Source organism: Actinophytocola sp., assembly GCF_049647105.1.
Taxonomy (GTDB): Bacteria; Actinomycetota; Actinomycetes; order Mycobacteriales; family Pseudonocardiaceae; genus Actinophytocola.
Map to the genome: position 1 here is coordinate 42,461 of NZ_JBARWZ010000121.1, position 25,860 is coordinate 68,320.

At 70.8% G+C, this 25,860-nt stretch carries 14 protein-coding genes; 12 read left to right on the top strand and 2 right to left on the bottom strand.

The window, feature by feature from the left end:
* Nucleotides 1-57: 57 nt before the first annotated feature.
* From WBA97_RS14925 to WBA97_RS14980, 12 genes are all read left to right on the top strand, one after another.
* Nucleotides 58-717, top strand: a complete 660-nt coding sequence (locus tag WBA97_RS14925) for a type 1 glutamine amidotransferase domain-containing protein (protein WP_424231394.1) — start codon at nucleotides 58-60, stop codon at nucleotides 715-717.
* Between the two features lie 990 nt (nucleotides 718-1,707).
* On the top strand, nucleotides 1,708-2,166 hold the full coding sequence (locus tag WBA97_RS14930; RefSeq protein ID WP_424231395.1) for an STAS domain-containing protein: 459 nt from the start codon (nucleotides 1,708-1,710) through the stop codon (nucleotides 2,164-2,166).
* Between the two features lie 74 nt (nucleotides 2,167-2,240).
* Nucleotides 2,241-2,666: an ATP-binding protein gene (locus WBA97_RS14935; RefSeq protein WP_424231396.1), complete on the top strand. Its 426-nt coding sequence runs from the start codon at nucleotides 2,241-2,243 to the stop codon at nucleotides 2,664-2,666.
* A 196-nt stretch (nucleotides 2,667-2,862) separates the two neighbouring features.
* Nucleotides 2,863-3,063 (top strand): MbtH family protein, encoded by a 201-nt coding sequence (locus WBA97_RS14940; protein ID WP_424231397.1) that lies wholly within the window; start codon nucleotides 2,863-2,865, stop codon nucleotides 3,061-3,063.
* A gap of 212 nt (nucleotides 3,064-3,275) precedes the next feature.
* On the top strand, nucleotides 3,276-8,876 hold the full coding sequence (locus WBA97_RS14945) for an amino acid adenylation domain-containing protein (RefSeq protein WP_424231398.1): 5,601 nt from the start codon (nucleotides 3,276-3,278) through the stop codon (nucleotides 8,874-8,876).
* Nucleotides 8,873-11,965 (top strand): non-ribosomal peptide synthetase, encoded by a 3,093-nt coding sequence (locus WBA97_RS14950; protein WP_424231399.1) that lies wholly within the window; start codon nucleotides 8,873-8,875, stop codon nucleotides 11,963-11,965. The genes WBA97_RS14945 and WBA97_RS14950 overlap by 4 nt, the downstream gene beginning before the upstream one ends.
* Complete coding sequence (locus WBA97_RS14955) at nucleotides 11,962-13,266, top strand: FAD-dependent oxidoreductase (protein ID WP_424231400.1); 1,305 nt, start codon at nucleotides 11,962-11,964, stop codon at nucleotides 13,264-13,266. Before WBA97_RS14950 ends, WBA97_RS14955 begins: the two co-directional genes overlap by 4 nt.
* 38 nt (nucleotides 13,267-13,304) lie before the next feature.
* Nucleotides 13,305-13,946 (top strand): DUF6875 domain-containing protein, encoded by a 642-nt coding sequence (locus tag WBA97_RS14960; protein WP_424231401.1) that lies wholly within the window; start codon nucleotides 13,305-13,307, stop codon nucleotides 13,944-13,946.
* Nucleotides 13,943-17,110, top strand: a complete 3,168-nt coding sequence (locus tag WBA97_RS14965) for a non-ribosomal peptide synthetase (RefSeq protein ID WP_424231402.1) — start codon at nucleotides 13,943-13,945, stop codon at nucleotides 17,108-17,110. Before WBA97_RS14960 ends, WBA97_RS14965 begins: the two co-directional genes overlap by 4 nt.
* Nucleotides 17,107-18,405 carry an MFS transporter gene (locus WBA97_RS14970; RefSeq protein ID WP_424231403.1) on the top strand — a complete coding sequence of 433 codons (1,299 nt, stop codon included), beginning with the start codon at nucleotides 17,107-17,109 and terminating at the stop codon, nucleotides 18,403-18,405. Before WBA97_RS14965 ends, WBA97_RS14970 begins: the two co-directional genes overlap by 4 nt.
* A complete protein-coding gene (locus tag WBA97_RS14975) occupies nucleotides 18,398-22,747 on the top strand; it encodes an amino acid adenylation domain-containing protein (protein ID WP_424231404.1) in 4,350 nt (1,449 codons plus the stop codon). The genes WBA97_RS14970 and WBA97_RS14975 overlap by 8 nt, the downstream gene beginning before the upstream one ends.
* The gene (locus tag WBA97_RS14980) at nucleotides 22,728-23,738 is read left to right on the top strand and encodes a methyltransferase family protein (protein ID WP_424231405.1); all 1,011 of its coding nucleotides are present in this window, start codon (nucleotides 22,728-22,730) and stop codon (nucleotides 23,736-23,738) included. Before WBA97_RS14975 ends, WBA97_RS14980 begins: the two co-directional genes overlap by 20 nt.
* 250 nt (nucleotides 23,739-23,988) lie before the next feature.
* Here the strand turns inward: WBA97_RS14980 and WBA97_RS14985 are convergent, their stop codons facing one another.
* Nucleotides 23,989-24,711 carry a GTP pyrophosphokinase gene (locus WBA97_RS14985; protein WP_424231406.1) on the bottom strand — a complete coding sequence of 241 codons (723 nt, stop codon included), beginning with the start codon at nucleotides 24,709-24,711 and terminating at the stop codon, nucleotides 23,989-23,991.
* Nucleotides 24,712-24,727: 16 nt separating this feature from the next.
* Entirely contained in the window at nucleotides 24,728-25,642 is a 915-nt protein-coding gene (locus WBA97_RS14990) for an SDR family oxidoreductase (protein WP_424231407.1), read from the bottom strand.
* Nucleotides 25,643-25,860: the final 218 nt, after the last annotated feature.

Here is a 25,860-nt window from a genome sequence, read left to right on the forward strand (position 1 = left end):
AATAGTGCCTACAAGTTCTATTGGTCCTCAATGCCCCCCACCTGTCATCCTTGCCTCATGAACGCAATCCTCCTGGCACTGACCAGCCACGACGACCTCGGCGGCCTCCGCAAGACCGGCTTCTACGTTCCGGAGGCCGCCCATCCGTGGCGCGTGTTCCGCGACGCCGGTTTCGCGGTGGACCTGGTGAGCGTCGATGGCGGCCGCCCACCCATGGACGGCTTCGACGCGGACGACGCGACACAACGAGACTTCGTCAACCTGCCGGAGCTGGGGACGACCCGCCGAGCAGCGGAAGTCGACGCCGTGGGCTACGACGCGATCCTGTACGTCGGCGGCCACGGCACGATGTGGGACTTCCCGGACGACGAGGGCCTGACGAGGCTGGGCCGCGACATCTACGAAGGCGGCGGCGTGGTGGCAGCGGTGTGCCACGGCCCGGCAGCGCTGGTGAACCTGACCCTGTCCAACGGCAAGTACCTGGTGGACGGCAAGGAAGTCTCAGCCTTCACCAACCTGGAGGAAGAAGCGGTCGGCCTGGCAGCCGTCGTGCCGTTCCTCCTGCAGTCCAGCCTGGAAGAACGCGGTGCGAAGCACGTCGCGGCCGCGAACTTCGAGAGCCAGGTCTCGGTATCCGAACGCCTGGTCACGGGCCAGAACCCGGCTTCCGCGGTCGGGGTAGCGGAGGAGGTGGTGCGTCTGCTGAACGCTCACTGAGTTCCTCGCCCGGTCTGGCTTTGATGGGCCGAAGATGTGGCAAAACCGCGGACTTGGATGCCGTGGGGACTTGGCAGGCCAGCTCAATCCGGGCTGGACCTGGCCAGCAAACCCCACCCCAGCAGACCTCGCGGCACGAACCTCGTCCAATCGCTCTGGCTCCACCAATCGACCTCGCCGACGGGTTCGCCGCCGCGCTGACCGAGGGGTTCGACTTCCGGTGGAGGCACGCGACATCGCCGCGGGTGAGTTCGGTCGACAGCGGCGTCGAGATCACGCTGCCGACTGTCCACGGTGACCTGTCGAGCGAACGCATCCTGGTGAGGCGCCGCCTGGACGGCACACCTGTACGCACCGCGATCGGGCGACGTGGACGGCGACCGCCGCGACGACCTGGCGTGATCCCCGTTGGACTGCGTGTTGCGCCAAGTACTGCTGCATGGCGTGTTCCACGCGGACCCACACCCGGGCAACGTTCGCGGACAAGCTGATCTGCGAAAAGTTTGCGCCGGAGTCGTTGCGGCGCGCCGCAACCGAGGAACTGATGTCGCTGCTCCCGGTGCTGCGCAGACTCCCACGCCGCATCGACAGGGGCACGTCCGCTCTGGAGCAGGGCCGCCTCTCGGTGAACATCCGCCTCTTCGCCGACGTACGCGACCGAGCGGTCGTCACCGGCATGCCGGCCGCAGCCAACCGGTGGGACTTCTGGACCTGGGTCGCCGCGGGTACGAGCGGTGTAGCGCCAAGACCGGGTCGAGCACTCCCGGTACGGCCAGCACGACATCGAGTTGCCGCAGGCCGATGACCAGGGTCTCCACGTCGGCGAACACGAAGGGACAGGGTCGATGATCGTCCTGGTCAGTACGCCTGTGCAAACTCCTTGAGTCGGGAGGTTTGAACCGCCGCATACGCGGCTACCCACCGTCCAGCGTCGGCCAGGTCCCCCGGCGCTAGCCAGTCACGAGTCGGCTGGGGTGTCCGAGCGGACGGATGGGACCAGCTAGACCGGGCGTCTGCAAGAGTGGCCGTCACACGCAGCTTTGTGAGGTATTGGATGATGGTGCGGTGAGTTCAGAGCCGTTCCGAGACGCTGACACGAGCACGCCCGCTGCACCAGGACTGTCAGTCCTGGTGGAACCCCATGGCGAGGCCGTGGTGCTCAATGTGGCCGGGGAGATCGACCTGGCCACCGCCCCCCAGCTGGGGGATTCGATCAACGCTGCCATGGAGCAGCGGCCGGAGACGCTGGTGGTCGACCTGAGTCAGGTCGACTTCCTCGCGTCGGCCGGCATGGCGGTGCTCATTGGCTGCCATCAGCAAGCCAAGGGCAACCTTCGCTTCCGGATCGTCGCGACCGGCAGCGCCACGTTCCGTCCGATGGAACTGACAGGAATGACCGACGAGATCTCGATCTACCCCACCCGCGATGAGGCGCTCACCGCCGACTGAGCGTGACTGACTCCGGTCCCCCTGCCTGCCTGCGGGCGGGGGAACCGGAGGGCTGAACGTTGGAGGCTTCGGCCGTGAACCTGGGGCAACAGAGCCTTGATGACGTCCCGGAAGGAGAGTTGCACTTCCGGGTGCCCGCGGTGGCCAACCGCCTGGCCGGTCTCCGGCATGCGCTCGCCAGCTGGGCGACCCGCGCCGGACTGTCCGACGAGGACAGCGAGGCGCTCGTGCTCGCGAGCTACGAGGCCATGGCCAATGCCGTCGAGCACGCCTACCACGGCCAGACCCAGGGTCTGCTCGACCTCAGGGGCGCGGTGGACGGTGAGCAAAGCAGGGTCGTCATCACCGTCACCGACTACGGCCAGTGGCGGCCGCCGCAACCCAGTGGGGGTTTGCGCGGCCGAGGACTACCCCTGATCCAAGGGCTCACCACCACCTCGACGATCACCCCCACCTCGGCGGGCACCACGGTGACGATGTCCTGGCCGCTCGCGAAGTAGCGACTATTCAGCCATCGAATCCTTCGCGAAAAGAAAGCTTTCCGTCACCCCGTATCCGGTTGATTCCCGTCCGTAATCACATTACTCTCGATGGTCCGTGCCGGACGGTCGGTTGGGGCCGTTCGGGCGATTCGCCCCTCTCATCACGCCGGTACCGTCTTGCCACGAGTGGGCATGGCAGGGAAAGGCGTGGGACATGAGTGATGTCGACGGCCGCCGGTACCGGGTGGTGGTCAACGACGAGGAGCAGTACTCCATCTGGTCCGCTGACCAGGAGCTACCCGCGGGATGGCGCGCGGAGGGCACCGAGGGCGACCGGACGGCGTGCCTCGAGCACATCGAGCGGGTCTGGACGGACATGCGGCCGCGCAGCGTGCGGGAGCACCTGTCCGCGTAACCGGGCGACCGTGACGGCCGGCGCCCGCTGAACATCCTGCTGACTCTGGGGTTCTTTATCGCCTGGGCGGGCTTTGGCATGCCCTGAAGCAGGTTCATACACATTTCGGGTGCCGGCATACGCATGCCGGAAAACAACCATGGGCAAATGCCGATCGGCATTTGTCCCGGCTTTGACGACTTCGCATTCCGCAGGGATGCGTTGGAGGTCTCGTGCACCCGAAAACAGCCGAGGCGGGCTGTCCCGCGCTGCCACTGCAGCAGGGGATGATCTTCAACGGGCTGCGTGTCCCGGACGCCGGCATCGACGTCGTGCAGTGCGTCATCCGGTGGCCGGGCCTCGACGTGGCCGCCTACCGGGCGGCGTGGGAACGTGCCGTGGCGCGGCATCCCATCCTGCGCACCGGGTTCGTGCTCGCGGGCGACGCCGAGCCCGTGCAGGTGGTGCGGCCGGACACCACGCTCGACTTCACCGTGCGCACCGACGCGGTGGCCGACTTCCTCGCCGAGGACCGCACGCGTGGGTTCGCGTTCGACGCTCCGCCGCTCGTGCGGGTGACCGTGCTGACACACGCGACGCCGGTCGTGGTGATCACGCTGCACCACGCCGTCCTCGACGGCCGGTCGCTCGCGATGCTGATGGCCGAACTCGACAGCGACTACGAGGGCCGCCCCGACTTCCCGGAGCGAACGCACTACCGCGACTTCGTCGAGTGGTTCACGGCCCGCAACGTGGCGGGAAGCCACGCGGCCGAGCAGGACCGCGTGTTCTGGACCGCACACCTCGCCGGTGTGTCCGGGCCGACGCCGCTGCCGTTCGGCAAGCTCGCCGACGCGACGGAGGGCCGCGCGAGCCAGGTCGTCAAGTTCTCCCTGACCGACGAGGAAACCGTTGCGCTGCAACGGCTCGCCGACACCGAGAGCGTCACGCTGAACACTGTGGTGCTCGCCGCGTGGGCACTGGTGCTCGGCACGCACGCGGGCACCGACGACGTCGTCTTCGGCGTCACCCGCTCCGCGCGGCACGGTTCGGTGCCGGGCGCGGACGGCATCGTCGGCATGCTGCTCGCGACGATCCCCCTGCGCGTCGACCTCGACCGGTCGCTGTCGGTCGGCGAGTGGCTGCGGGAGATCCGGCGCTCCGGGGTGGACATCCGCGACCACCAGCTGACACCGCTCGGCGACATCCAGCGGTACGCGGGGGCGCAGAACCTGCTGTCCAGCCTCGTGCTGTTCGAACGGCAGGACCTGCACACGTTGCTGCGCAAGCAGAATCCGAACTGGGACGAGCGCGAGGTCGAGCTGCACCGGCGGCTCAGCTACCCGCTCACCGTCTACGCGTTCGCCGAGCCTGCGCTGCACATCGCGCTCATCCACGACCGCTTCACCGCCGCCGAGGCCGACGTCCTCGCCGGGCACCTGCGCACCGCGCTGCTGCGGCTCACGAACCGGCCACACGGGAAGGTCGGCGACCTTTCGCTGCTGTCGCCAGCCGAGCACACGCTGCTGGCCTCCGGCGGGCACGCCGACCCGCTCGCCTACCCGCGTGGGAAGACGATCCCCGAGCTGTTCGACGAGCAGGTCCGCCGCGCGCCTGGCGCGGACGCGGTGTTCGACGGCGAAACCTGGCTCACCTACGCGGAGCTGGACGACCGGGCCACCCGGATCGCGGCCGCGCTGCGGGACCGCGGCATCGGGCTCGAGGAGCCGGTGGCCGTCGCGCTCCCCCGCGGCGCGGCGCTGGCCACGGCATTCCTCGGCGTGCTCAAGGCGGGTGCCGCGTACCTGCCGGTCGACGCCACGCATCCCCCGGCCCGCAACGCGATGATGCTCGCCGACAGCGGCGCGCGGGTGGTCATCACGGACGGCGGCGACTGGCCGGCCGACGTCATGTCCATCGACGACCTGCCTGCCGCGGCGCCGTTTCCGTGCCCGGCGCGGGCGGACACGCTGGCGTACCTCAACTACACGTCCGGTTCGACCGGCAGGCCCAAGGGTGTCGCGGTGCCGCACCGGGGCGTCGTGCGGTTGGTGCACGAGCCGAACTTCGCGACCGTCGGTCCTGCACAGACGTTCCTGCACGCGTCGTCGCCGTCGTTCGACGTCACGACGCTGGAGCTCTGGGGTGCGCTGCTGACGGGCGCCAGGGTGGTGCCCGCGCCGCCCGGCCCGCTCGACGCGCCGGGCCTCGCGAAGCTGATCGACCGGCACCGCGTGAGCTTCCTGTGGCTGACGGCCGGTCTGTTCCACCAGATCGTCGAGCACGACGTGACCACGCTGTCCCGCGTGGACCAGCTGCTCGCCGGCGGGGACGTGCTCGCGCCGGACGCGGTGCGCGCGGCGCTGGCGGCGCGGGGCGGGAAGCCGGTCATCAACGGCTACGGGCCCACCGAGAACACGACCTTCACGAGCTGCCACGTCATGCACGACGCGGGTGACCTCGGCGCGACCACGCCGATCGGCAGGCCGGTGCAGCACAGCACGGTCTACGTGCTGGACGACGACCTGCGGCCGCTGCCGGTGGGTGCGATCGGCGAGCTGTACTCCGGCGGCGACGGCGTGGCCCGCGGCTACCTCAACCGGCCGGCGCTCACCGCGGCGAAGTTCGTGCCCGACCCGTTCGGCCCGCCCGGCGCCCGCCTGTACCGGACCGGCGACCGCGCACGGTGGCGGCCGGACGGCACACTCGAGTTCCTCGGCCGCGTCGACAACCAGGTCAAGGTGCGGGGTTACCTCGTCGAGCCGGGCGAGACGGAGTCGGTGCTGCGCACGCACCCGCAGGTCGTGGACGCGGCGGTCGTGGTGCACGGCACGGACGACACCCGCAGGCTCGTCGCGTATGTGACGCCGGCGGGCCTGGACCTCGCGAGCGTGCGGGCGCACGTGGCGGCCGCGCTGCCGGAGTTCCTTCGCCCGTCGAGCTACCAGGTGCTGCCGAGGTTCCCGCTGAACGCGAGCGGCAAGATCGACCGCGCCGCACTGCCTGAACCGGTCGCCACCACCGGTTCCGTGCACCTGCCGCTCACCGGCGACGCGCAGCACCGGATGGCCGGGATCTGGCGCGCACTGCTGGGTGTCGAGGAGATCGGCGCCGGTGACGAGTTCTTCGACCTCGGCGGCAACTCGCTGCTGGCGATGCGGCTGACGTTCCGGATCCGCGAGACGTTCGGCGTCGAGCTGCCGATCCGGGACATCTACCGGGCGGCCACGCTCGCCGACCTCACCGACGTCGTCGCCGCGGCCGCCAAGCCGGCCACGGCGGGGATCGTGCGCCGGGACCGGCGCGCCTACCGGGCGCCGAACCGGCTGCCCGCGCACCTGGTCACGGCCGGTTCGGCCGACTCGCCGGACCAGCACTGGGCGCTGTGGCGGTGGGTGGAGCTGCGGGGTACGGGGTTCGGCATCGAGCCGCTGCTCGACCTCGCGAGCCAGGAGTGCGCGGCCGCCGCGGCGGCCGTCGTGGCCGCCGAGCAGGAGTTCGCGGTGCACCGGGGTGCCGTGCTCGACGGCATCAAGGCGTCGCTGACGACCGCGTCCGCCGAGGCGAAACCCGCGCTGCGCAAGGGTTCCAAGCTGATCTGCAAGGGTCGGCTTGCCGAGCTGGACGCGGGCATCCTCGCCAGGCAGCACGCAACGGAGCTGATCAGCGCGGCCGCCGCGGTCGAGGAGGCACACGCGGCGTATGCGGCGGCGTTCGCTGACGCGGCCGACCGAGTGGCGACCGGGTTGCGTGCGGTCGCCGGGGACACGAAGTTCCGTGAGGCCGTGGCATGGCAGAACCCGAGGGCACTGCACACGGCCGTCGACTCGCTCGCGTACACGGAGGCGCCGAAGCGGAACTCGCAGTACCGGCAGTGGGCCGCGCTGGTGATGAACTACCTGCAGCGGTACACGACCAAGAACGACACGATCGGGTACTTCGGTCCGGTCGGCTGGGCGCGGATCACCGACGCCGAGGACACGATCGCGCTGCGGCCGGGGCCGGAGCTGCTCGCGCAGCGGACCGTGTACCTGGAGAACTGGGCGGTGCACGAGCTCGCACAGTCACTGTCCACACCGGACACACTGCCGTGGGCGACGCCACGCCGGATGCCGTTCGTGGGGATCGACGGTGACGAGCTGCACGTGCCCCTCCAGCCGCCGGTCACGCTGCCCGCCGACGAGGCGGCGGTGCTGCGGGCGGTCGACGGCGTGCGGACCGCGCGGGAGATCGCGGAAGAACTGGCGACGTTGGGCGATGTCTACCGCGTGCTGGGTAAACTACGAGACGACCGGCGGATTGCCTGGACCTTCGAGGTTTCTCCAGCTGAGCTGGTGCCGGAGCGGGCTCTGCTGGCGCAGTTCGACCGGATCGACGATCCGACGGTCCGCGACCGCGTCCTGTCCGCGCTCGGTGAGCTGGAGCGTGGGCGGGCCGCGGTCGCGGAGGCGGTCGGCGACCCGGAGCGGATGACCGGCGCCATGACCGCGCTCCAGGAGTCGTTCACCCGGCACACCGGCAGCACGGGCGTGCGCAGGCCGGGCATGTTCTACGCGGGCCGCACGCTCGTGCACGAGGAATGCCGCCGCGACCTCGACGTCACCATCGGGCCCGACCTGGTGGCGTCGCTCATGCCGCCGCTGTCGCTGATGCTGGAGAGCGCCCGCTGGTTCACCTCGGCAGGCGCGGCGCTGTACCGGCGGGCCCTGCGGGACACCTTCCGCACGCACGTCGACGCCTCCGGTGTGCTGCGGTTCGCCGACTTCTGGTTGTGGGCCAACGACATCATCTTCCGGCTCGACAAGAGGGTGGTCGGCAGGCTGACGGCGGCGCTGCAGGAGCGCTGGGCGAACATCCTCTTGCTCGACATGAGTCAGTCACGGGTGTCGGTCAGCGCCGCTTCGTTGCGGGACAAGGTGAGCGCGGCGTTCGCGGCGCCGAGGCCCGGATGGCGCAGCGCGGTGCAGCACAGTCCGGACGTCATGATCGCCGCCAGGGACGCCGACGCGATCCGGCGCGGGGACTTCCAGTGGGTGCTCGGCGAGTTGCACGCGGGCGTCAACACGATGCGTTCCGCGTTGTTCGTGTCGCAGCACCCGAACGCCACCGAGCTGCACACCGCCATGGCCGCCGATCTCGCGGGGCCGAGGATCGTCCTGGCCGCCACCCGTGAGGAGGGCGGCACGCCGCAGCGGCTCGCCGACGCGCTCGTGCAGCCCGCCGACATCCGGGTGGTGTCCGCGCACGACGCGTGCGGGCCGGACATCGACGGCGCGTTGCTCGTCTCCGACCTGCTGCTGTCCGAAACGGGCGGGAAGCTCGTCGTGCACGACCGGGCCGGTGGCAACCGGATGGACCTCGTGGAACTGCTGAACGAGCAGCTGATGGGGCAGCTGGTGCAGCAGTTCCGCCCGCTGCCGACGGTTCCGCACACGCCGAGGGTGTCGATCGACCGGCTGGTGGTCAGCCGGGAGAACTGGCGGCTGCCGGTGTCCGGCCTCGGGTTCGCGTTCGCCGCCGACGAGGCGACCCGTTTCCTGCGTGCGCAGGAGTGGCGGCGGGGAACCGGGGTGCCGCGGTTCGTGTTCGTCAAGAGCCCCGTGGAGTTCAAGCCGTTCTACGTGGACCTCGAGAGCCTGCCGTCGGTCGAGCACTTCGCGCACGCGATCCGCGCGCTCGACCGTGCGGAGCCCGACGGCCTGATGAGCGTCGGCGAGATGCTGCCCGGCCCGGACGAGCTGTGGCTCACCGACGCCGAGGGCGCCAGGTACACCGCGGAATTCCGCTTCGTCGCCGTGGACCGCCGCGGCCCTGCCCCGGAAGGTCAGTCGTGAACACCGACGACACGTACGTTTTCCCCACCTCGTCCGGCCAGCGGCGGCTCTGGCTGCTGGACCAGCTCATCCCCGGCAGCCCCGCCTACCACGTCGGCTGGCGGATCACGCTGACCGGCGCGCTCGACCGGGCGCGGCTGGAGCACGCGCTCGTCACGGTGGTCCACCGGCACGAGGCGTTGCACACCACGTTCACCGCCACCGACGGGGTGCCGAGCCAGGTCGTGTCGTCCCGGGTCGACCTGCGCGTGCTCGACATCGTCGAGTCCGAAGTGGACGCCTTGGTGCGGCACCCGTTCGACCTCTCGGCCGGTCCCCTGCTGCGGGCCGGGCTCGTCGCGAAGGGCCAGGACGAGCACGTGCTCGTGCTGGTCGTCCACCACGCGGTCGTCGACGGCTGGTCGTGCGCGATCCTGTTCGACGAGCTGGCCAGCGCCTACGCGGGCGAGGACCTCGACGAGCCGTCCATCCAGTACCCGGACTACGCGGTCTGGCAGCGGGAACAGGCCGACGCCAACGCGTTCGCCGACGCCGCAAGGTACTGGCAGGCCGAACTGGCCGGCATCCCCACTGTGCTGCCGCTGCCGACCGACCGCCCTCGGTCGGCGGCGGCGGGCCGGGGTGCCGACCTGGTGCGTGACCTCGAGCCGCTGCCGGACGCCTCGTTCGGCACGCTCCTCGCGGTCTACCAGGCGATGCTGCACCGGTTGACCGGGCAGGAGGAGTTCCTCGTCGCCACCCCGGTGTCCGGCCGCACCCGGCCGGAGACCGAGCACCTGGTCGGTTTCCTCGCCAACACGCTCGCGCTGCCCGCACGCGTCCCGCCCGGCACCACGTTCGCGGAGCTCGCCAAGCACACGGCAGATGCGGTCGAGGGCGCGCTCGCCAACCAGGACCTGCCGTTCGAGGACCTCGTCGACCTGCTGGCCGCCGAGCGGTCGCTCGCGCACGCGCCGGTCGCGCAGGTGATGTTCGCGGTCGAGCCGGTGCGGGAGCCGGTCACCGTGGACGGTCTGACCATCGCGCCCAGCCTGCTCGCGAACGGTGGTTCGAAGTTCGACCTGTTCCTCACCGTCGAGCCCGGTCCGGACCGTTGGCGCGCCAAGTGGAACTACGACACCGACCTGTTCGACGAGGCGACCGTCGAGGGGCTCGCGGACCTGTACGCGGTGCTGTGCAAGGCCGTGGCCGCCGACCCGGACCGGCCGATCGCCGAGCTGCCGCTGTGCGACGGCACCCGCACGGTCGTCGACACCCCGCGGGCGGGCACGGTCACGTTCGACCTCACCCGGTTCGGCGACGCGCCCTCGGTGGCCGACGCGACCAGCTCGCTCACCTACCCGCAGCTGGACGAGGCCGCGAACCGGCTCGCACACCTGTTGCGTGCCAACGGGGTCGGCCCGGACGTGCCGGTCGCGCTGTGCCTCGAACGGGGTGTCCCCGTGGTCACCGCCATCCTCGCCGCGTGGCGCGCTGGCGGCGGCTACCTGCCGCTCGACCCGACCTGGCCCGCGGAGCGGCTCGCCGCGATGATCACCGACGCGGGGTGCCCGGTGCTGGTCACACACGACGCGGCCGGGGTGGCATTGCCCGGCGAGCGCACGGTGATCAACCTCGACACCGCCGACCTCACGGCACAACCGAGCACCCCACTCGAACCGACCGCCACGCAGGGCACGATCTCCTACCTGCTCTACACGTCCGGCTCGACGGGCAGGCCGAAGGGCGTCACGCTCACCCACGGCGGCATCCAGAACCTGTTGTCCGCCATGGACGAGCTGCTGGACCTGCGGCCGGACGACCACATCGCGTCGATCACCACGCCGTCGTTCGACGTGTCGACGGTCGAGATGCTCGCGCCGCTCCTGCGAGGTGCGCGGGTCACGGTGATCCCGGCCGAGGAGGTCGCCGACGGGCTTCGCCTGCGGGAGCGGCTGATCGAGACGGGTGCGACGGTCGTGCAGGGGACACCGTCGGCGTGGCGGCTGCTCGTCGCCGCGGGCGGGGTGCCGGACACCGTGCGGCTGCGGGTCACCGGCGGCGAGGCGCTGACGCGTGACCTCGCCGACGCGCTGCGGTCCGGCGGCGCGCGGCTGATCGACGGATACGGTCCGACCGAGACCACGGTGTACTCCGCGGCCGGGACCGTCCCCGATGGACCGGAGCCGATCCGGCTGGGCGGCCCGGTCGGCGCCACCACCCTGCACGTACTCGACCCTGCGCTGCGGCCGGTGCCCGACGGCGTGCTGGGTGAGCTGTTCATCGGCGGCGCCGGGGTCGCGCGTGGCTATCGCAACCAGCCGGGCCTCACCGCGGCGAAGTTCCTGCCCGACCCGTTCAGCACGACGCCCGGCGCGCGGCTGTACGCGACCGGTGACCTGGTGCGGCTGCGGGGCGGGCGGCTCGAGTTCCTCGGCCGGGCCGACCACCAGGTGAAGGTGCGCGGGTTCCGCATCGAGCTGGGTGAGATCGAGTCGGTGCTGCGGGAGCACAACCTGGTGCGGGACGCGGTGGTGACCGTGTGGCGCGGCAACGAGACCGACGTGCGGCTCGTCGCCTACGTGCTGCCCGGTCCCCGGCTGGACCCGAACGAGCTGCGGCCGTGGCTGTCCGCCCGGCTGCCGGACTACCTGGTGCCGAACCTGGTGATGACGCTCGACGTGGTGCCGAGGACGCCGACCGGCAAGGTCGACCGGACCGCGCTGCCGGAACCGGTGTGGGCGCCGACCCGCACGCGGGTGGTCGCGCCACGCAACGACGTGGAGCGGCGGCTCACCATGCTCTGGCGGGACGTGCTGAGCCTCGGCCCGGCCATGGACCTGAGCGTGCACGACGACTTCTTCGCGCTCGGCGGGCACTCGCTGACCGCGACCCAGCTGCTCGCACGGATCCGCACACAGCTGTCGGTGAACCTGCCGCTCGCCGCGTTGTTCGGCGCGCCGACGGTCGCCGGGCTGGCGTCGTCGATCACGAAGGCGCAGTCGGGCGGGGTCGCCGACCGGCCACGCACGCTGCTGGACCAGCTCGACGAGCTGTCCGACGCCGAGGTCGACTCGTTGCTCGCCACCCTGATCGAGGAGGGCGAGTGACCGAGGTCGTCATCGCGGGTGCCGGGCTCGCCGGCTCGCTCGCCGCGATCTACCTGTCCCGCCGGGGGCACACCGTGCGGGTCGTCGAACGACGCACCGACCCTCGACTGTCCACAACGGAGGGACGGTCGATCAACCTCGGCCTGTCGCAACGCGGCATCAAGGCGCTGCGGGAGGTCGGACTGCTCGACGAGCTGTGGCCGAGGACCACGCCCATGCGCGGCCGGATGGTGCACACGGCGGACGGGCAGTCGTTCCACCCGTACGGCACCGAGGACCACCAGATCCTGCACTCGATCCTGCGGGACGACCTCAACGCGGCACTCATCGACCGCGCCGAGGCTGGTGGCGTCCGGTTCGACTTCGAGCACCGGGTGGTCGCGCTCGACAAGGACCTGCCCGTGCTGACGGTCACCGACCCGGCAGGCGAGTCGCACGAGTGCAAGGCAGGCCTGGTGATCGGCGCGGACGGCGCGTTCTCGGCGGTCCGCGCGCAGCTCATGCGGGGTGAGCGGGCCGAGTTCCACCAGGAGTTCATGGACTGGGGCTACAAGGAGATCACCATCCCGGCCGACGACCGCACGCGGCTGGAGGCGCTGCACCTGTGGCCGGGCAGCACCGGGCTGGTCGTCGCGCACCCCAACCACGACGGGACGCTCACCGCGACCGTGTTCCTGCCGTTCGAGGGTCCCGGCTCGTTCGCCGAGCTGACCACCCCGGAACGCGTCAGAGCGCACTGCGACGCCGAGTTCTCCGATCTTCCCGACCTGGTGCCGGACCTGGTCGAGCAGTTCCTGTCGCATCCCACGGGCAGCCTCGTCACCATCCGCACCTCGCCATGGCAGCACGACGGCAAGGTCGTGCTGATCGGCGACGCCGCACACGCGGTGTACCCGTTCTACGGGCAGGGCATGAACGCCGCGTTCGAGGACTGTTCCGTGCTCGACAACTGTCTCGCGGGCGGTGACCTGGCCGCCGGGCTGCGGGTGTTCGAGGCGCGGCGGCGGGCGCACACGGACGTGCTGGCCGAACTGTCCAAACAGAACTTCCTGGAACTGCGCGACGGCATGCGCTCGCCGCTGTTCCTCGCCCGCAAGAAGGCAGATCTGGTGCTGCACAAGCTCTTCCCGAACCGATGGACGCCGCTATACACGATGATCGCCCACACCACCACGCCGTACGGCGACGCACTGGCCAGGGCTCGCAGGCAGGACCGCGCGCTGGCCGCAGGACTCTCCACAGTGGCCGCCGCCGCGATAACAGCGCTCGTGGCGGCCCGATCGAAAAGGCAGGTTCCCTAGTCGTGCTCACCCATCCGACACTCGATGTCCCCCCGCTCGTGGCACCGGAAGACCTCGACGGGATCCTGCCGGAGCCGGTCCGCTCGTCGGAGGAACCGTTGCGTGCCATCGTGGACTGGGCGCGGCGCTACCTGTGCAGGCCGCATCCGGAGCTGGGCCGCAAGGGTGATGTCTGCCCGTTCACCGAGGGGGCCATGGCGCGGCACACCTTCTACATGGCCGTGTGCCGTGGCGTGCCCTCCGGCGCCGACGAGGTGGCGGCCACGGTCGCGCACTACCGCGACTGGTTCATCGACCTCGAGCCGACGCGCGGGCCCGCCGCCCAGTTCAAGACCATCCTCATCCTGTTCCCCGAACTGGCCGGGCCCGACCTGCACCCGATCATCGACGACGCGCAGCGGATGCTGAAGCAGGCCTACGTGTCGCGCGGGCTGATGGTCGGCGAGTTCCACGACGGGCCGCCGGACAAGGCGGGCCTGTGGAACTCGACGTTCCGCCCGCTGCGCAGCCCGGTGCCGCTGCTCGCGATCCGGCACATGGTGCCGACCGACTTCCCGTTCCTGTCGCTGGACGACGAGCACGTCACCGCCTACCTGCGGCTGTTCGGCGACCGGGTACCCACCCACCTGCAGCCGCAGGTGGCGGCGGCGACCGCGCGACTCGGAAAGGCAGTGCCGTGACCGAACTCGACAACCTGCCACCCGCCCGCAAACGCCAGCTGCTCGCCGAGGCGCTGCGCCGCCGGTCGGCCGCGCCGCGCGCGTACCCGCTGTCGTTCGGGCAGCAGCGGCTGTGGTTCCTGGACAAGTTCGCGCCCGGCGAGCCGGTGTACAGCATCCCGCTGGCGTTCCGGTTGCGTGGCCCGCTGGACATCGACGCGTTGCGGGCGGGCGCCGATGCCGTCGTGGCGCGGCACGCGTCGCTGCGCACCACGTTCCCCGACCAGGGCGGCGAACCCGTGCAGGTCGTCGCGCCGGCCGGGACCGCGGCGTTCGAGGTCACGCAGGCCACCAACGCGGACGCGTTCGCGCTGGCGGAGGCACAGCGCGGGTTCGACCTCGCGCGGGGCCCGCTGTTCCGGGTCGCGGTCGGCGTGCTCGGCGCCGACGATCACGTGCTGGTGCTGAACATGCACCACATCATCTCCGACGCGTGGTCGCTTTCGGTGCTGCTCAACGAGCTGACCACGCTGTACCGGGGCGAGACGCTGCCGGACCTGGCGCTGCAGTACCCGGACTTCACGACGTGGCAACGGGAACGGCAGCGCTCCGACGCCGCACGCACGCAGCTGGACTACTGGCGCACGCACCTGGACGGCGCGCCGGAGCTGCTGACGCTGCCCACCGACCGGCCGCGCCCCGCGGTCCAGTCCTACCGGGGCGCGTTGCGGACGCGCAGGCTGACCCACGAGTTCGGCGCTTCGCTGGAGACCATGGCGCGGGAATGCGGCGGCACGCTGTTCATGGCGTTGCTCGCCGCGTTCGGCACACAGCTCGGCAGGCTCGCCGGGCAGGACGACGTGGTCATCGGCACACCGGTCGCTGGCCGGTCGGACACCGACGTGGAGCGGATGATCGGGTTCTTCGTGAACTCGTTGCCGCTGCGGCTGTCCGTGGCCGGTGACCCGACCTTCGCGGAGCTCGTGGCGCGGGCAAAGGACGTCGCGCTCGGCGGGCTGTCCAACGCGGAGGTGCCGTTCGAGCGGCTGGTCGAGGCGTTGCAGCCGCAGCGCAGCCTCGGGCACGCGCCGCTGTCGCAGGCACAGCTGATCCTGCAGAACACGCCGAAGCTGGAGTTCGACCTGCCCGGCGTGACCTGCGACGGACTGCTGCCCGACCCCGGTGTGTCCAAGATGGACATCACGCTGGTGGTCGAGAAGGTCAGGGACGGACTGCTGGTGTCGGTCGAGTACAACACCGACCTGTTCGATGAACCCACGATCGATCGGTTCATCGACAACCTGGTCGCGACCCTGTCCTGCGCCATCGCCGACCCGCATCGCCGGATCTCGGCGCTGACGGCGGTGGCAGGCGTCGAACGCTGGCAGGTCGTGCACGGGTACAACAGCACCGACGCGGCCCTGCCGGACGCGACGACCGCGCTCGACCTGATCGACTTCACCTCGACCGAGGTCGCGGTGACCGGGCCGGGCGGCTCGCTGACCTACGCGGAACTCGGCGCAGGCGTCGAGCGGCTCGCCGGGCGGTTGCGGCAGTGTGGCGTCGCGCCGGAGACGCCGGTCGGGTTGTACCTCGACCGGTCCCCCGCCATGGTCACCGCGCTGCTCGCGGTGTGGCGGGCCGGTGGCGCGTACGTGCCGCTCGACCCGTCGTGGCCCGCTGAACGCCTCGAGCTGATGCTCGAGGACTCCGGCACGCACGTGCTGGTGACGAACCGCGCCGACACGCTCGGCTTTGCCGGGACCGTGGTGCGGACCGATGAACACGGCCCGGCCGTGCAGGCGGGCCCGGCGCCCGACCTCGCCTACCTGATCTACACCTCGGGTTCGACGGGCAGGCCCAAGGGTGTCGGGGTACCGCACCGCGCGGTGGTGAACCTGCTGTCGTCCTTCGCGGATCTGCTGGCCATCGGGCCAGGCGACCGGCTGGCGGCGGTCACCACGCTGTCGTTCGACATCTCGGTGCTGGAGCTGCTGGTGCCGCTGGTCTCCGGCGCGCAGGTGGTGGTGGTCGGGGCGGACGAAGTGGCCGACGGGCCCCGGCTGTCGCAGCGCCTGGTCACCTCGGGTGCGACCGCCATGCAGGCCACGCCCGCGACGTGGCGGCTCCTCGGTACCGCAGGCGGGGTGCCGCCGTCGGTGCAGGTGCGGATCTGCGGCGGTGAGGCGTTCCCGCCGGACCTCGTGGCGGAACTGCTCGCGGACGACGCGGTGGTGTGGAACGCGTACGGGCCGACCGAGACGACCGTGTGGTCGGCGGCGGGCATCGTGTCCGCCGAGAACGTCCACATCGGACCGCCGATCGCGAACACCCGGTTGTACGTGCTGGATCCGCGAGGTGAGCCGGTGCCGATCGGGGTGGTCGGCGAGCTGCACATCGGCGGACTCGGCGTCACTCGCGGCTACCACGGCAGGCCCGCGCTGACGGCCGGGAAGTTCGTGCCGGATCCGTTCGCCGCCACCCCGGGCGCGCGGCTGTACGCGACCGGCGACCTCGCGCGGTACCGCGCGGACGGGACGCTGGAGTTCCTCGGCCGGGCCGACCACCAGGTGAAGGTGCGCGGGTTCCGCATCGAGCTGGGTGAGATCGAGGCGGCACTGCTGGCCTGCCATGACGTGCGGGCCGCGGTCGTGACCACGGTCGGCACCGGGCAGGACGTGCGGCTCGTCGCGTACGTCGTCGGGACCGCGGACGACGCCCTGCTGCGGCGACGGTTGCCGGAGTACATGGTGCCCGCGCTGGTCGTCTCGCTCGACGAGCTGCCGCTGACCCCGAACGGGAAGGTGGACCGCCAGGCGCTGCCCGCCCCGGAGTTCACGTCCACGTCGGACTTCGTGGCGCCACGCACGCCGGTCGAGGAGGTGCTGGCCGGGATCTGGTCGGAGGTGCTGGAGCGGCCGAGGATCGGGGTGCGCGACGACTTCTTCCGCGTCGGCGGGCACTCGCTGCTGGCCGCGAAGGTCCTCGCCAGGGTGCGGGAGGCGTTCGCGATCGAGGTGCCGATCCACCGGATGTTCGCCGCGCCGACGGTGTCCGGGCTCGCGGACGTGCTGGCCGACCTGCAGGCCGAACCGGGCCAGGTCGCGACGATCGCCGCGCTGCGGGTCGAGGTCGCGTCACTGTCCGATGAGGAAGTACGGAAGTTGCTGGGCGATGAGCGATGAATAAATTCGGGATCATCTGGGCCGGGCAGCTCGTCTCGGTCATCGGGTCGGCGCTGTCGGCGTTCGTCATCGGTGTGTGGGTGTACCTGGACACCGGGTCGGTCACGCAGTTCGTGCTGATCCAGTTCTGCGCGGCGGTGCCGGGGATCCTCGTGTCGCCGATCGCCGGGGTGATCACGGACCGGTGGGACCGCAAGCGGATCATGCTCGCCGCCGACCTCGGTGCCGGGCTCGCCACCGCGATCCTGCTGATGCTGGTCGCCTCGGACGCCCTGACGGTGTGGCCGATCTACCTGACGACCGCGCTGTCGTCGGCGTGCAACTCCTTCCACATGGTCGCCTACACCGCGCTCGTCCCGTCGCTCGTGCCGAAGAAGCACCTTGGCCGGGTCAACGGGCTGATGCAGATCACGCAGGGCGTGCAGATCGCCGCGCCGCTGGTGGCCGGTGCGCTGCTGGGGCTCGTCGGGCTGCGGGGCGTGCTGATCATCGACCTGGTGTCGATGGTCGTCGCCGTCACGACGCTCGCCGTGACGCAGTTGCCCGCCGACGCGATCCGGCCGGTGCCCAGCGACAAGGCACCCTCGGGGTTCAACGCCGGTCTTCGTTACCTGCGCGGCAAACCCGGGCTGGTCAACCTCGTGGTGGTGTTCTGCGCGTTCAACTTCCTGTTCGCCATCGCGGGTGGCCTGGTGCAGCCGCTGATCCTGTCGTTCTCCAGCCCGGCGACGCTCGGCGTGCTGATGGCGGCGGGCGGCAGCGGGTTGTTCGCCGGCTCGCTCGTGATGGCCGCGTGGGGCGGGCCGAAACGGCGGATCGACGGCGTGTACCTGGGGCTGGTGCTCGGCGGGATCTTCCTGGTGCTGCACAGCCTCTACCCGTCGCCGTGGCTGATCGCGATCGCCGCACCGTGTTTCCTGTTCACGCTGCCGCTCATGAACACCACGTGCATGACCCTCATCCAGACCAAAGTGGACCCCGCGGTGCTCGGCCGGGTCCTCGGCGCGGTCCGCATGCTCGTCACAGCGGCGACACCGATCGCGTTCCTGCTGATCGGACCGCTGTCCGACGGCGTGTTCGAGCCGCTGATGGCCGACGACGGAGCGCTCGCCGGCTCGTTCGGCGCGGTCATCGGCACCGGCGACGGCCGAGGCATCGCCCTGATCTTCCTGGTGGTCGGCGTGCTCATGTTCGCCGTCGCCGCCTATGCGTGGACGCGGCCAAGGCTGCGCAACATCGATGTCGAGATCCCCGACGCGATCGGGGAACCGGAAAAGGAGCCAGCTCGTGACTGACCGGGACCGCCTTCTGGCCCGCCTGCTCGCCCAGCGGGGCATCGAGCTGGCCGAGGAGCCACAGATCCCCCGCCGCGACCCCGGCGACACCGTCCCGCTCTCCGGTGCGCAGCGCGGGCTCTGGTTCACCGAGCGCATGGGGTTGGACCAGGGCGCGTACGTGATGCCGATGGTGCAGCGCCTGACCGGTGACCTGGACGTGTCGGCGCTGCGGAACGCGCTGCGTGCGGTGCTGGACCGGCACGAGGCGCTGCGCACCTACGTCGTCGACACCGACGGCGTGCCGGAGCAGCGGGTCGCGGCCACACTGTCCGAAGAGGACTACTTCACGCTCGTCGAGGAGCCAGGCGCGCCGGACGCGCTGCTCATCGCGGCCGTGGACCGGCCATTCGACCTGGACCGGGCGCCGCTGCTGCGGATGCTGCTGATCCGCCACTCCCCGCTCGAGCACACGATGCTGCTCGCCGCACACCACATCGTGTGCGACGACACCTCGATCCACCAGCTGTACGCGGAGTTGGTCACGCTCTACGCGGGCGGCGACCTGCCGCCGCTTGACCTGCACTTCCCGGACTACGTTCGCTGGCAGGAGAACCACCTCGAGGCCGGGGCACGCGAGCAGCAGCTCGAGTACTGGCGCGACGTGCTGGCCGACGCGCCGCCGGTGCTGAACCTGCCGACCGACCGGCCACGCACCGCGTCCCGAGGGGTCGCGGGCGCGAGCCACGCGTTCGAGGTGCCGGAGGACCTCGCGGTCCGGTTCACCGGGCTGTGCCGCGAGCACGGCTGTACCACGTTCGCCGGGCTGCTCGCCGCGTTCGGGCTGCTTCTCGGCCGGTACGCGTCGACAGACGACGTGGTGGTCGGCTCCCCCACCACCCGTCGTCCGTCCCAAGTGGACGGAGTGGTCGGCCTGTTCGTCAACCCGACCGCGCTGCGTGTCGACCTGTCCGGCACGCCGACCGTGCCGGAGCTGCTGCTGCGGGCGCGGGACGTGGCCGCGGCGGCGCTGAGCAACTCGGACGTGTCGTTCGACCAGGTCGCCGCGGCGGTCGCGCCCCGGCGCGATCTGTCGTACCACCCGTTGTTCCAGGTCATGCTGGTGCAGAACCGCGGTGGCGAGCCGGTCGTGTGGCCCGGGCTCGCCGTCGAGGATGTCGAGGTCGGCCGTGCCACCAGCCGGTTCGATCTGACGCTGCACGTGCGGGAGCGGGCAGGCGCGTGGCCGGTGAACCTCGACTACAGTGCCGAGCTGTTCGACCACGACACGATGACCCGGCTCGGCACGCACTTCGTCGCGATGCTGACGGCGATGGTCGAGCACCCGGACGGCGCCGTGTCCGCGCTCGATCTGTCCACATCGGACGATCGCGCGCTGCTGTCCCGGCTCAACGAGGCGATGGCGACTTATCCCCTTGTCGACAGCGTCGTGGACCTGATCGAGGCGCAGGCGAAGCAGAGCCCGGACGCGACGGCCGTGCTGACGGTGTCGGGTGAGGCCCTGTCCTACCGGGAGCTGGACGAGCGCGCCAACGCGCTGGCCGCGTCGCTGCGCAAGCAGGGCGTCGGCCAGGAGACACCGGTCGGGTTGCGGCTCAAGGCAGGGCCGCACGCGATCGTCGGGCTGCTCGGCATCCTCAAGGCGGGTGGCTACTACGTGCCGCTCGACCCTGGCTGGCCGCCGCTGCGCCTGCGGGGCATCCTCGACGACTGCGGCGCGACCGTCGTGCTGTCCGAAGAGGACCTGCCGTTCACCGCGACCGCCGCCGAGCCACCGGAAGTGCCCCGGCACGCGGGTCAGCTGGCGTACGCCGTCTACACCTCCGGCTCGACGGGTGTGCCCAAGGGCGTTGGTGTGCAACACGACTCGCTGCTGAACCTGACGTACGCGTTCATCGAGCGGCACGGGTTCACCGCCGGGCAGAAGCTGCTGATGGTGCCGCCGCTGTCGTTCGACGCGTCGGTCGGCGACGTGTTCCCCGCGCTGGCCGTCGGCATGACGCTGGTGCTGCACCCCGAGCCCGCCGCGCTTGGTGGTGCGGCGCTGCTTCGGCTGTGCACCGAGCACGACATCTCGGCCGTCGACACGGCGGCCGCCCTGTGGCGGCGGTGGGTCGGCGATCTCACCGGTCTCGACGAGGCCGCGCAGGACAGCCCGCTGCGGGTGATGATGGTCGGTGGCGAGGCGGTGCCCGCCTCGGCTGCGCGCGAGTGGGCCGCGCTGACCGGTGGCCGCGTCACCCTGCACAACCACTACGGCCCGACCGAGGGCACGGTGTGCGCCACCACGTTCTCGACCGTCGACGGGTCCGAGACCGACGGCGCGCTGCCGATCGGGCGGCCGCTGCCGAACGTGCGGACCTACGTGCTGGACGCCGACCTGCGCCCGGCGCCGGTCGGGGTGCCCGGCGAGCTGTACATCGGCGGGGCGGCACCCGCCCGCGGTTACCTGTCGTCGCCGGACGCGACCGCGGCCGCGTTCCTGCCCGACCCGTTCACCGAGGGCCGCATGTACCGGACCGGCGACCTGGCCCGGCTGCGGCCGGACGGCACGCTGGAGTTCCTCGGCCGCGCGGACGAGCAGGTCAAGCTGCGTGGCAACCGGATCGAGCTGGCCGAGGTGCGGGCCGCGCTCGCCGCGCACCCGCAGTCCGCCGAGGTGGCGGTCGCGGTGCGCGACGACGTGCTCGTCGGCTACCTCGTGCCACGCGCGGGGGCCACGATGCCCGGTCCCGCCGAGCTGCGTGCGTTCTGCGCGGACCGGCTGCCGGACTACATGCTGCCCACCGCGTTCGTGGTGCTGGATGAGCTTCCGTTGACCCGCAACGGAAAGGTCGACGTCGGCGCGTTACCCGCGCCGGCGTCGTCGGCCGCCCCGTACGAGGCGCCCCGCACGCCGGTCGAGCGGGTGCTCGCCGAGGTGTGGGCGGAGGTACTCGAGAACCCGGCGGTCGGGCGGCGCAGCAACTTCCTCGCGCTCGGCGGGCACTCGTTGCTCGCGCCGACGGTCCTCGCGAAGGTGCGGTCGCTGCTCGGGGTGACGCTGCCGCTGCGCGCGGTCTTCGCCACCAACGACCTCGCTGAGCTGGCCGAGGTGGTCGAGCAGGCACGGGTGAGCGACGGCGAGTTCGCGAAGAACTACACGCAGGGCATCCCGTCCATCGAACAGCTGCGGCTGGACGCGGAACCACCCGAGGACATCCAGGTGACCGCGCCGCCGGTCGATGGCCCGATGCGGCGCGTCCTGCTGACGGGTGCGACCGGGTTCCTCGGCGCGCACCTGCTGGCCGAGCTGCTGTCGCGCACCGAGGCCGACGTGTACTGCCTGGTGCGGGCCGAGTCGGTGGCCGTGGGGCGGGCGCGGCTGCTCGCGAACCTGCGGCGCGCCAAGCTGACCGTGCCGCAGGCGGAGCTCGACCGGATCGTGCCGATCGTCGGCGACATGGCGGAGCCGCGCCTCGGTCTGTCCACAGCGGACTACGACATGCTGTGCGAGACGATGGACGCCATCTACCACAACGGTGTGGTGATGAACTTCGTGCTCACCTACCAGTGGCTGATGCCACCGCACGTGGAGAGCACGATCGAGATCCTGCGGCTCGCGATCCGCAAGCGCACCAAGCCGCTGCACCTCATGTCCACGCTCGGTGTGTTCCTCGGCAAGGTCTACGACCAGCAGCTGATCACCGAGGACGACCGCGCGCTGGACCCGTCCGGCCTGGACACCGGCTACCACACGACGAAGTGGGTGGCCGACACGATGGGTGTCAACGCGCGGGACCGAGGACTGCCGATCTCGATCTACCGCATCGCGGCGATCGTCGGCGACCTGGCGACCGGCACGGCGAAGACCGACTCGTACCTGAGCAGGCAGGTCTCCACCTGTGCGCACCAGGGTTCGGTGCCGGTCACCCAGGACGTGATCGACATGCTGCCGGTGGACCTGATCGCGGCCGCGATCGTCGGCATCTCGCAGCGGCACACCGGCCGCGACTTCCACTTCTACCGCGCGGACGGTTACTCGTACGCGGACCTCGGCGTGACGCTGAACGAGATGGGTTACCCGGTGGACACGCTGCCGTACGAGGAATGGCGGCAGCAGATGCTGGCCGCGCCGAGCAGTTCGTTCGGCCCGCTCGCGTACGGGCTGCCGACGTGGCGGCGCCCGCACCCGGTGTTCGACTGCTCGCGGACGTGGGCGGCCGCACGGGAGGCCGGGGTCGAGTTCCCGGCCGCGGACGCGGAGATGATGCGCCGCCACATCAGGTTCCTCGCGGACAGCGGCGTGCTGCCCGAGCGGGTTGCGGAAGGGGTGACCGTCGATGCCGATCGAGTTGGGTGACGACGAGCAGGCGTACGCGTCGAACGAGGCCCCGGCGTCGTTCGCGGACATGCTGGGCACGGCCGCGTACCGGTGCGCGGCGGCCGCCATGCGGCTCGGCGTGTTCGGTGCGCTGCGCAACGGAGCACTACGAGCCCCTGGCCTGGCGTCGGCGGCGGGGGTGGACGAACGCGGCGTGACGATCCTCGCGGACGCGCTGGTGAGCTTCGGCTACCTGACCGTGTCCGACGACGGGTACGCGCTGACCCCGTTGTCCGACAAGTGGTTGGTGGACTCGCCGTACACGACGGTGGAGCTGTTCTGGCAGCGGGTGATGTTCGAGCTGTGGGACGGGCTCGAGGACTCGGTGCGGACGGGCAAGCCCGCGGTGGACTTCTACCAGTGGCTGGCGGACCGCCCGGAGACGTCCGAGCAGTTCCAGTCCATGTTGGACGGTCACGGACAGCTGCTGGCGGCGGAGCTCGCGCCGCTGATCCCGGTCCCGTCCGGACCCGCGCGGCTGCTGGACCTTGGCGGCGGCCACGGTCGCTACTCGATGGCACTGTGTGAACGGCACCCGGCGCTTTCCGCCACGGTGATGGACTACGAGTCCGCGCTGGGCCCTGGCGGCGAGCGTGTGACGATGGCGCCGGGGAACTACCTGGAGACCGACCTCGGCACCGGGTACGACGTGGTGCTGCTGTTCAACGTGCTGCACGGCCACCCGGAAGCCGGGAACCGGGCGCTGCTGGACCGGGTCGCTGCGGCGCTGAACCCCGGCGGCGTGGTGGCGATCCTGGAACACGGCCGCGACGCGCCAGGCCCGGCGGACGTGTCGTTCCTGCGTACGTTCAGCCTCAACCTGTTCCACGGGCAGAACGGCGAGGTGTACGGACTGGACCGGATCGCCGGCTGGCTGTCGGACTTCCGGGAGGTGACCACGACGCAGCTGCGCAACTCGCCGACCCAGTACCTGATCACGGCGGTGGCACAATCGCGGGGTGCGGGCTGAACCAGGGTTGCGGGCCGCTCTCGCCGGGCTGGGGGTGGCGATCGCGGCCCGCAACGCACCGGTCGAAGACCGGCGACAGGGAGACCCGCCACCAGGCCGGTCGTGACGCGGTGGGGAGGTGAGCCCGCTCACCCGCCGCCGCTACGTTCTACGGCATGGGCCCCGCCTTGCTCGGACTGCTCGGCGCCGTCGTCGGCGGCGTCGTGTCGCTGGTCGGCACGCTCGTCACCGCCCGCGGGCGCGGGCTGACTCAGCTGTTCTTGCCGAGGAACCCCATGTACAGCGCGGTGAGGTCCAGCTCGTCCGCCACCGGGTCCGGCAAGGACTTGCTCCTGTGGTCGACCAGGCGATGCAGGGACTCCATCTTCTCGTCGAGCGCGGCGGCCGCCTCCGCGGCCTCTGCCAGCTCGCCCTGCAGGTTCGGCGGCACCTCGCCCCGGTACTTGTAGTAGATCTTGTGTTCCAGGCTGGCCCAGAAGTCCATCGCGATGGTGCGGATCTGGATCTCCACCGGGATGCGGTCCGTGCGGTCCGAGCGGAACACCGGGATCGACACGATCAGGTGAAGACTGCGGTACCCGTTCGGCTTGCGGTTGCCGATGTAGTCGCGCTCGTCGAGGAGCGTGATGTCCTCCTGGCCGACCAGCATGTCCCGGATCTTGGTGATGTCGGAGATGAAGCTGCAGATCACCCGGACGCCCGCGATGTCGAGCACGTTCTCGCGGATGCTCGCGAGGTTCATCGCGTAGTTCTTGCGACGCACCTTCTCCAGCACGCTCTCTGGCGCCTTCAGCCGCGAGTTGATGTGCTCGATCGGGTTGTACTCGTGGGCGTTGTTGAAGTCCTCACGAAGAATGTTGATCTTCGTGGTGATTTCGTCGATCGCGAACTTGTACCCCAGCATGAAGTCAGTGAACTGCTCACGAAGGGCACGGAAGTCCTCGATGTCGAGGGTCGGCTGCCAGGATCTCATCACCTTCCATAGTGCCTCAGCGATAGCCGGTCGCGTCGGCGGGCTTGCCCTGGCTCTCCACCTCCGCGATGTAGCGCCACGCGTCCGGCCTGCTCCCGTCGGTGTCGGTGAAGTCGTAGACCCGCGCCAGTTCCCCCGACGACAGCGACCGCCCGTTCCACCGCCTGACCTCGGGATCCGCCGCGAGCGCGGCCGCCGCCCGGCCCACGAACGCTGGTGACTCGGAGATCACGAAGTGCGGCTGGTGCGCGGTGGCGTCGCGCCAGTTGTCCTCCGTCACACCGAACGCGGCCAGCATCGCCTCCGACCGCAGCCAGCCCGGCGTGAGCGCGACCGCCGTGCCGCCGTGCGGCGCCAGCTCCACCGACTGCGCGAGCGCCATCCGCTGCACCGACGTCTTCACGAGGTCGTAGAAGAACCCGGCTTCCGCGCGGTAGACGGCGTTGGACTCGGTCGTGCCGTCGGTCATCTCGATCACCAGCCCGCCCGGCCGCCGGATCAGCAGCGGCAGCGCGAAGTGGCTGGTGATCGCGTGCGTCTCGACGCCGAGCCGGAGCATCCGCAGGCCGCCGTCGAGGTCGTGCTCCCACAGCTTCTGCCCGAAGTTGAGGTAGACGTCGCCACCCCAGATGTCGTTGACCAGCACGTCGAGGCGCCCGTGGTCGCGGTCGATCCGCTCGACGAGCGCCTTGACCTGGTCCTTCTCCAGGTGGTCGACCTGGAGCGCGATCCCATCACCGCCCGCCGCACCGACCAGCTCCGCGGTCTCCTCGATCGTCTCCGGCCGCTTCATCTCCGACTGCTGCGCGCGGGTCGTCCTGCCGGTGGCGTACACCGTCGCGCCCCGCCGCCCCAGCTCCACCGCGATGGCCCGGCCCGCGGCCCGCGAAGCACCCGCGACCAGTGCGACCTTGCCCTTGAGTTCGTCCATGCGGGTCACGATGCCGGATAAACCTGACACCTGCTGGCAAGATTTTCAGGCCGCGATGTCACGGTTTGTCACTCCAATGGGCCATTTGGGTGGACAACGGGCGTGACCGCGTTCTCGGTCCGGGTTCGATCTAGGGTCGGAACGGCGGGTTCGTGCGAGTTCGGCGGGCGGCCCGTCGGCAGCGGAGCGAGGACGGCGGAATGGGGCGTCAGGCGGGG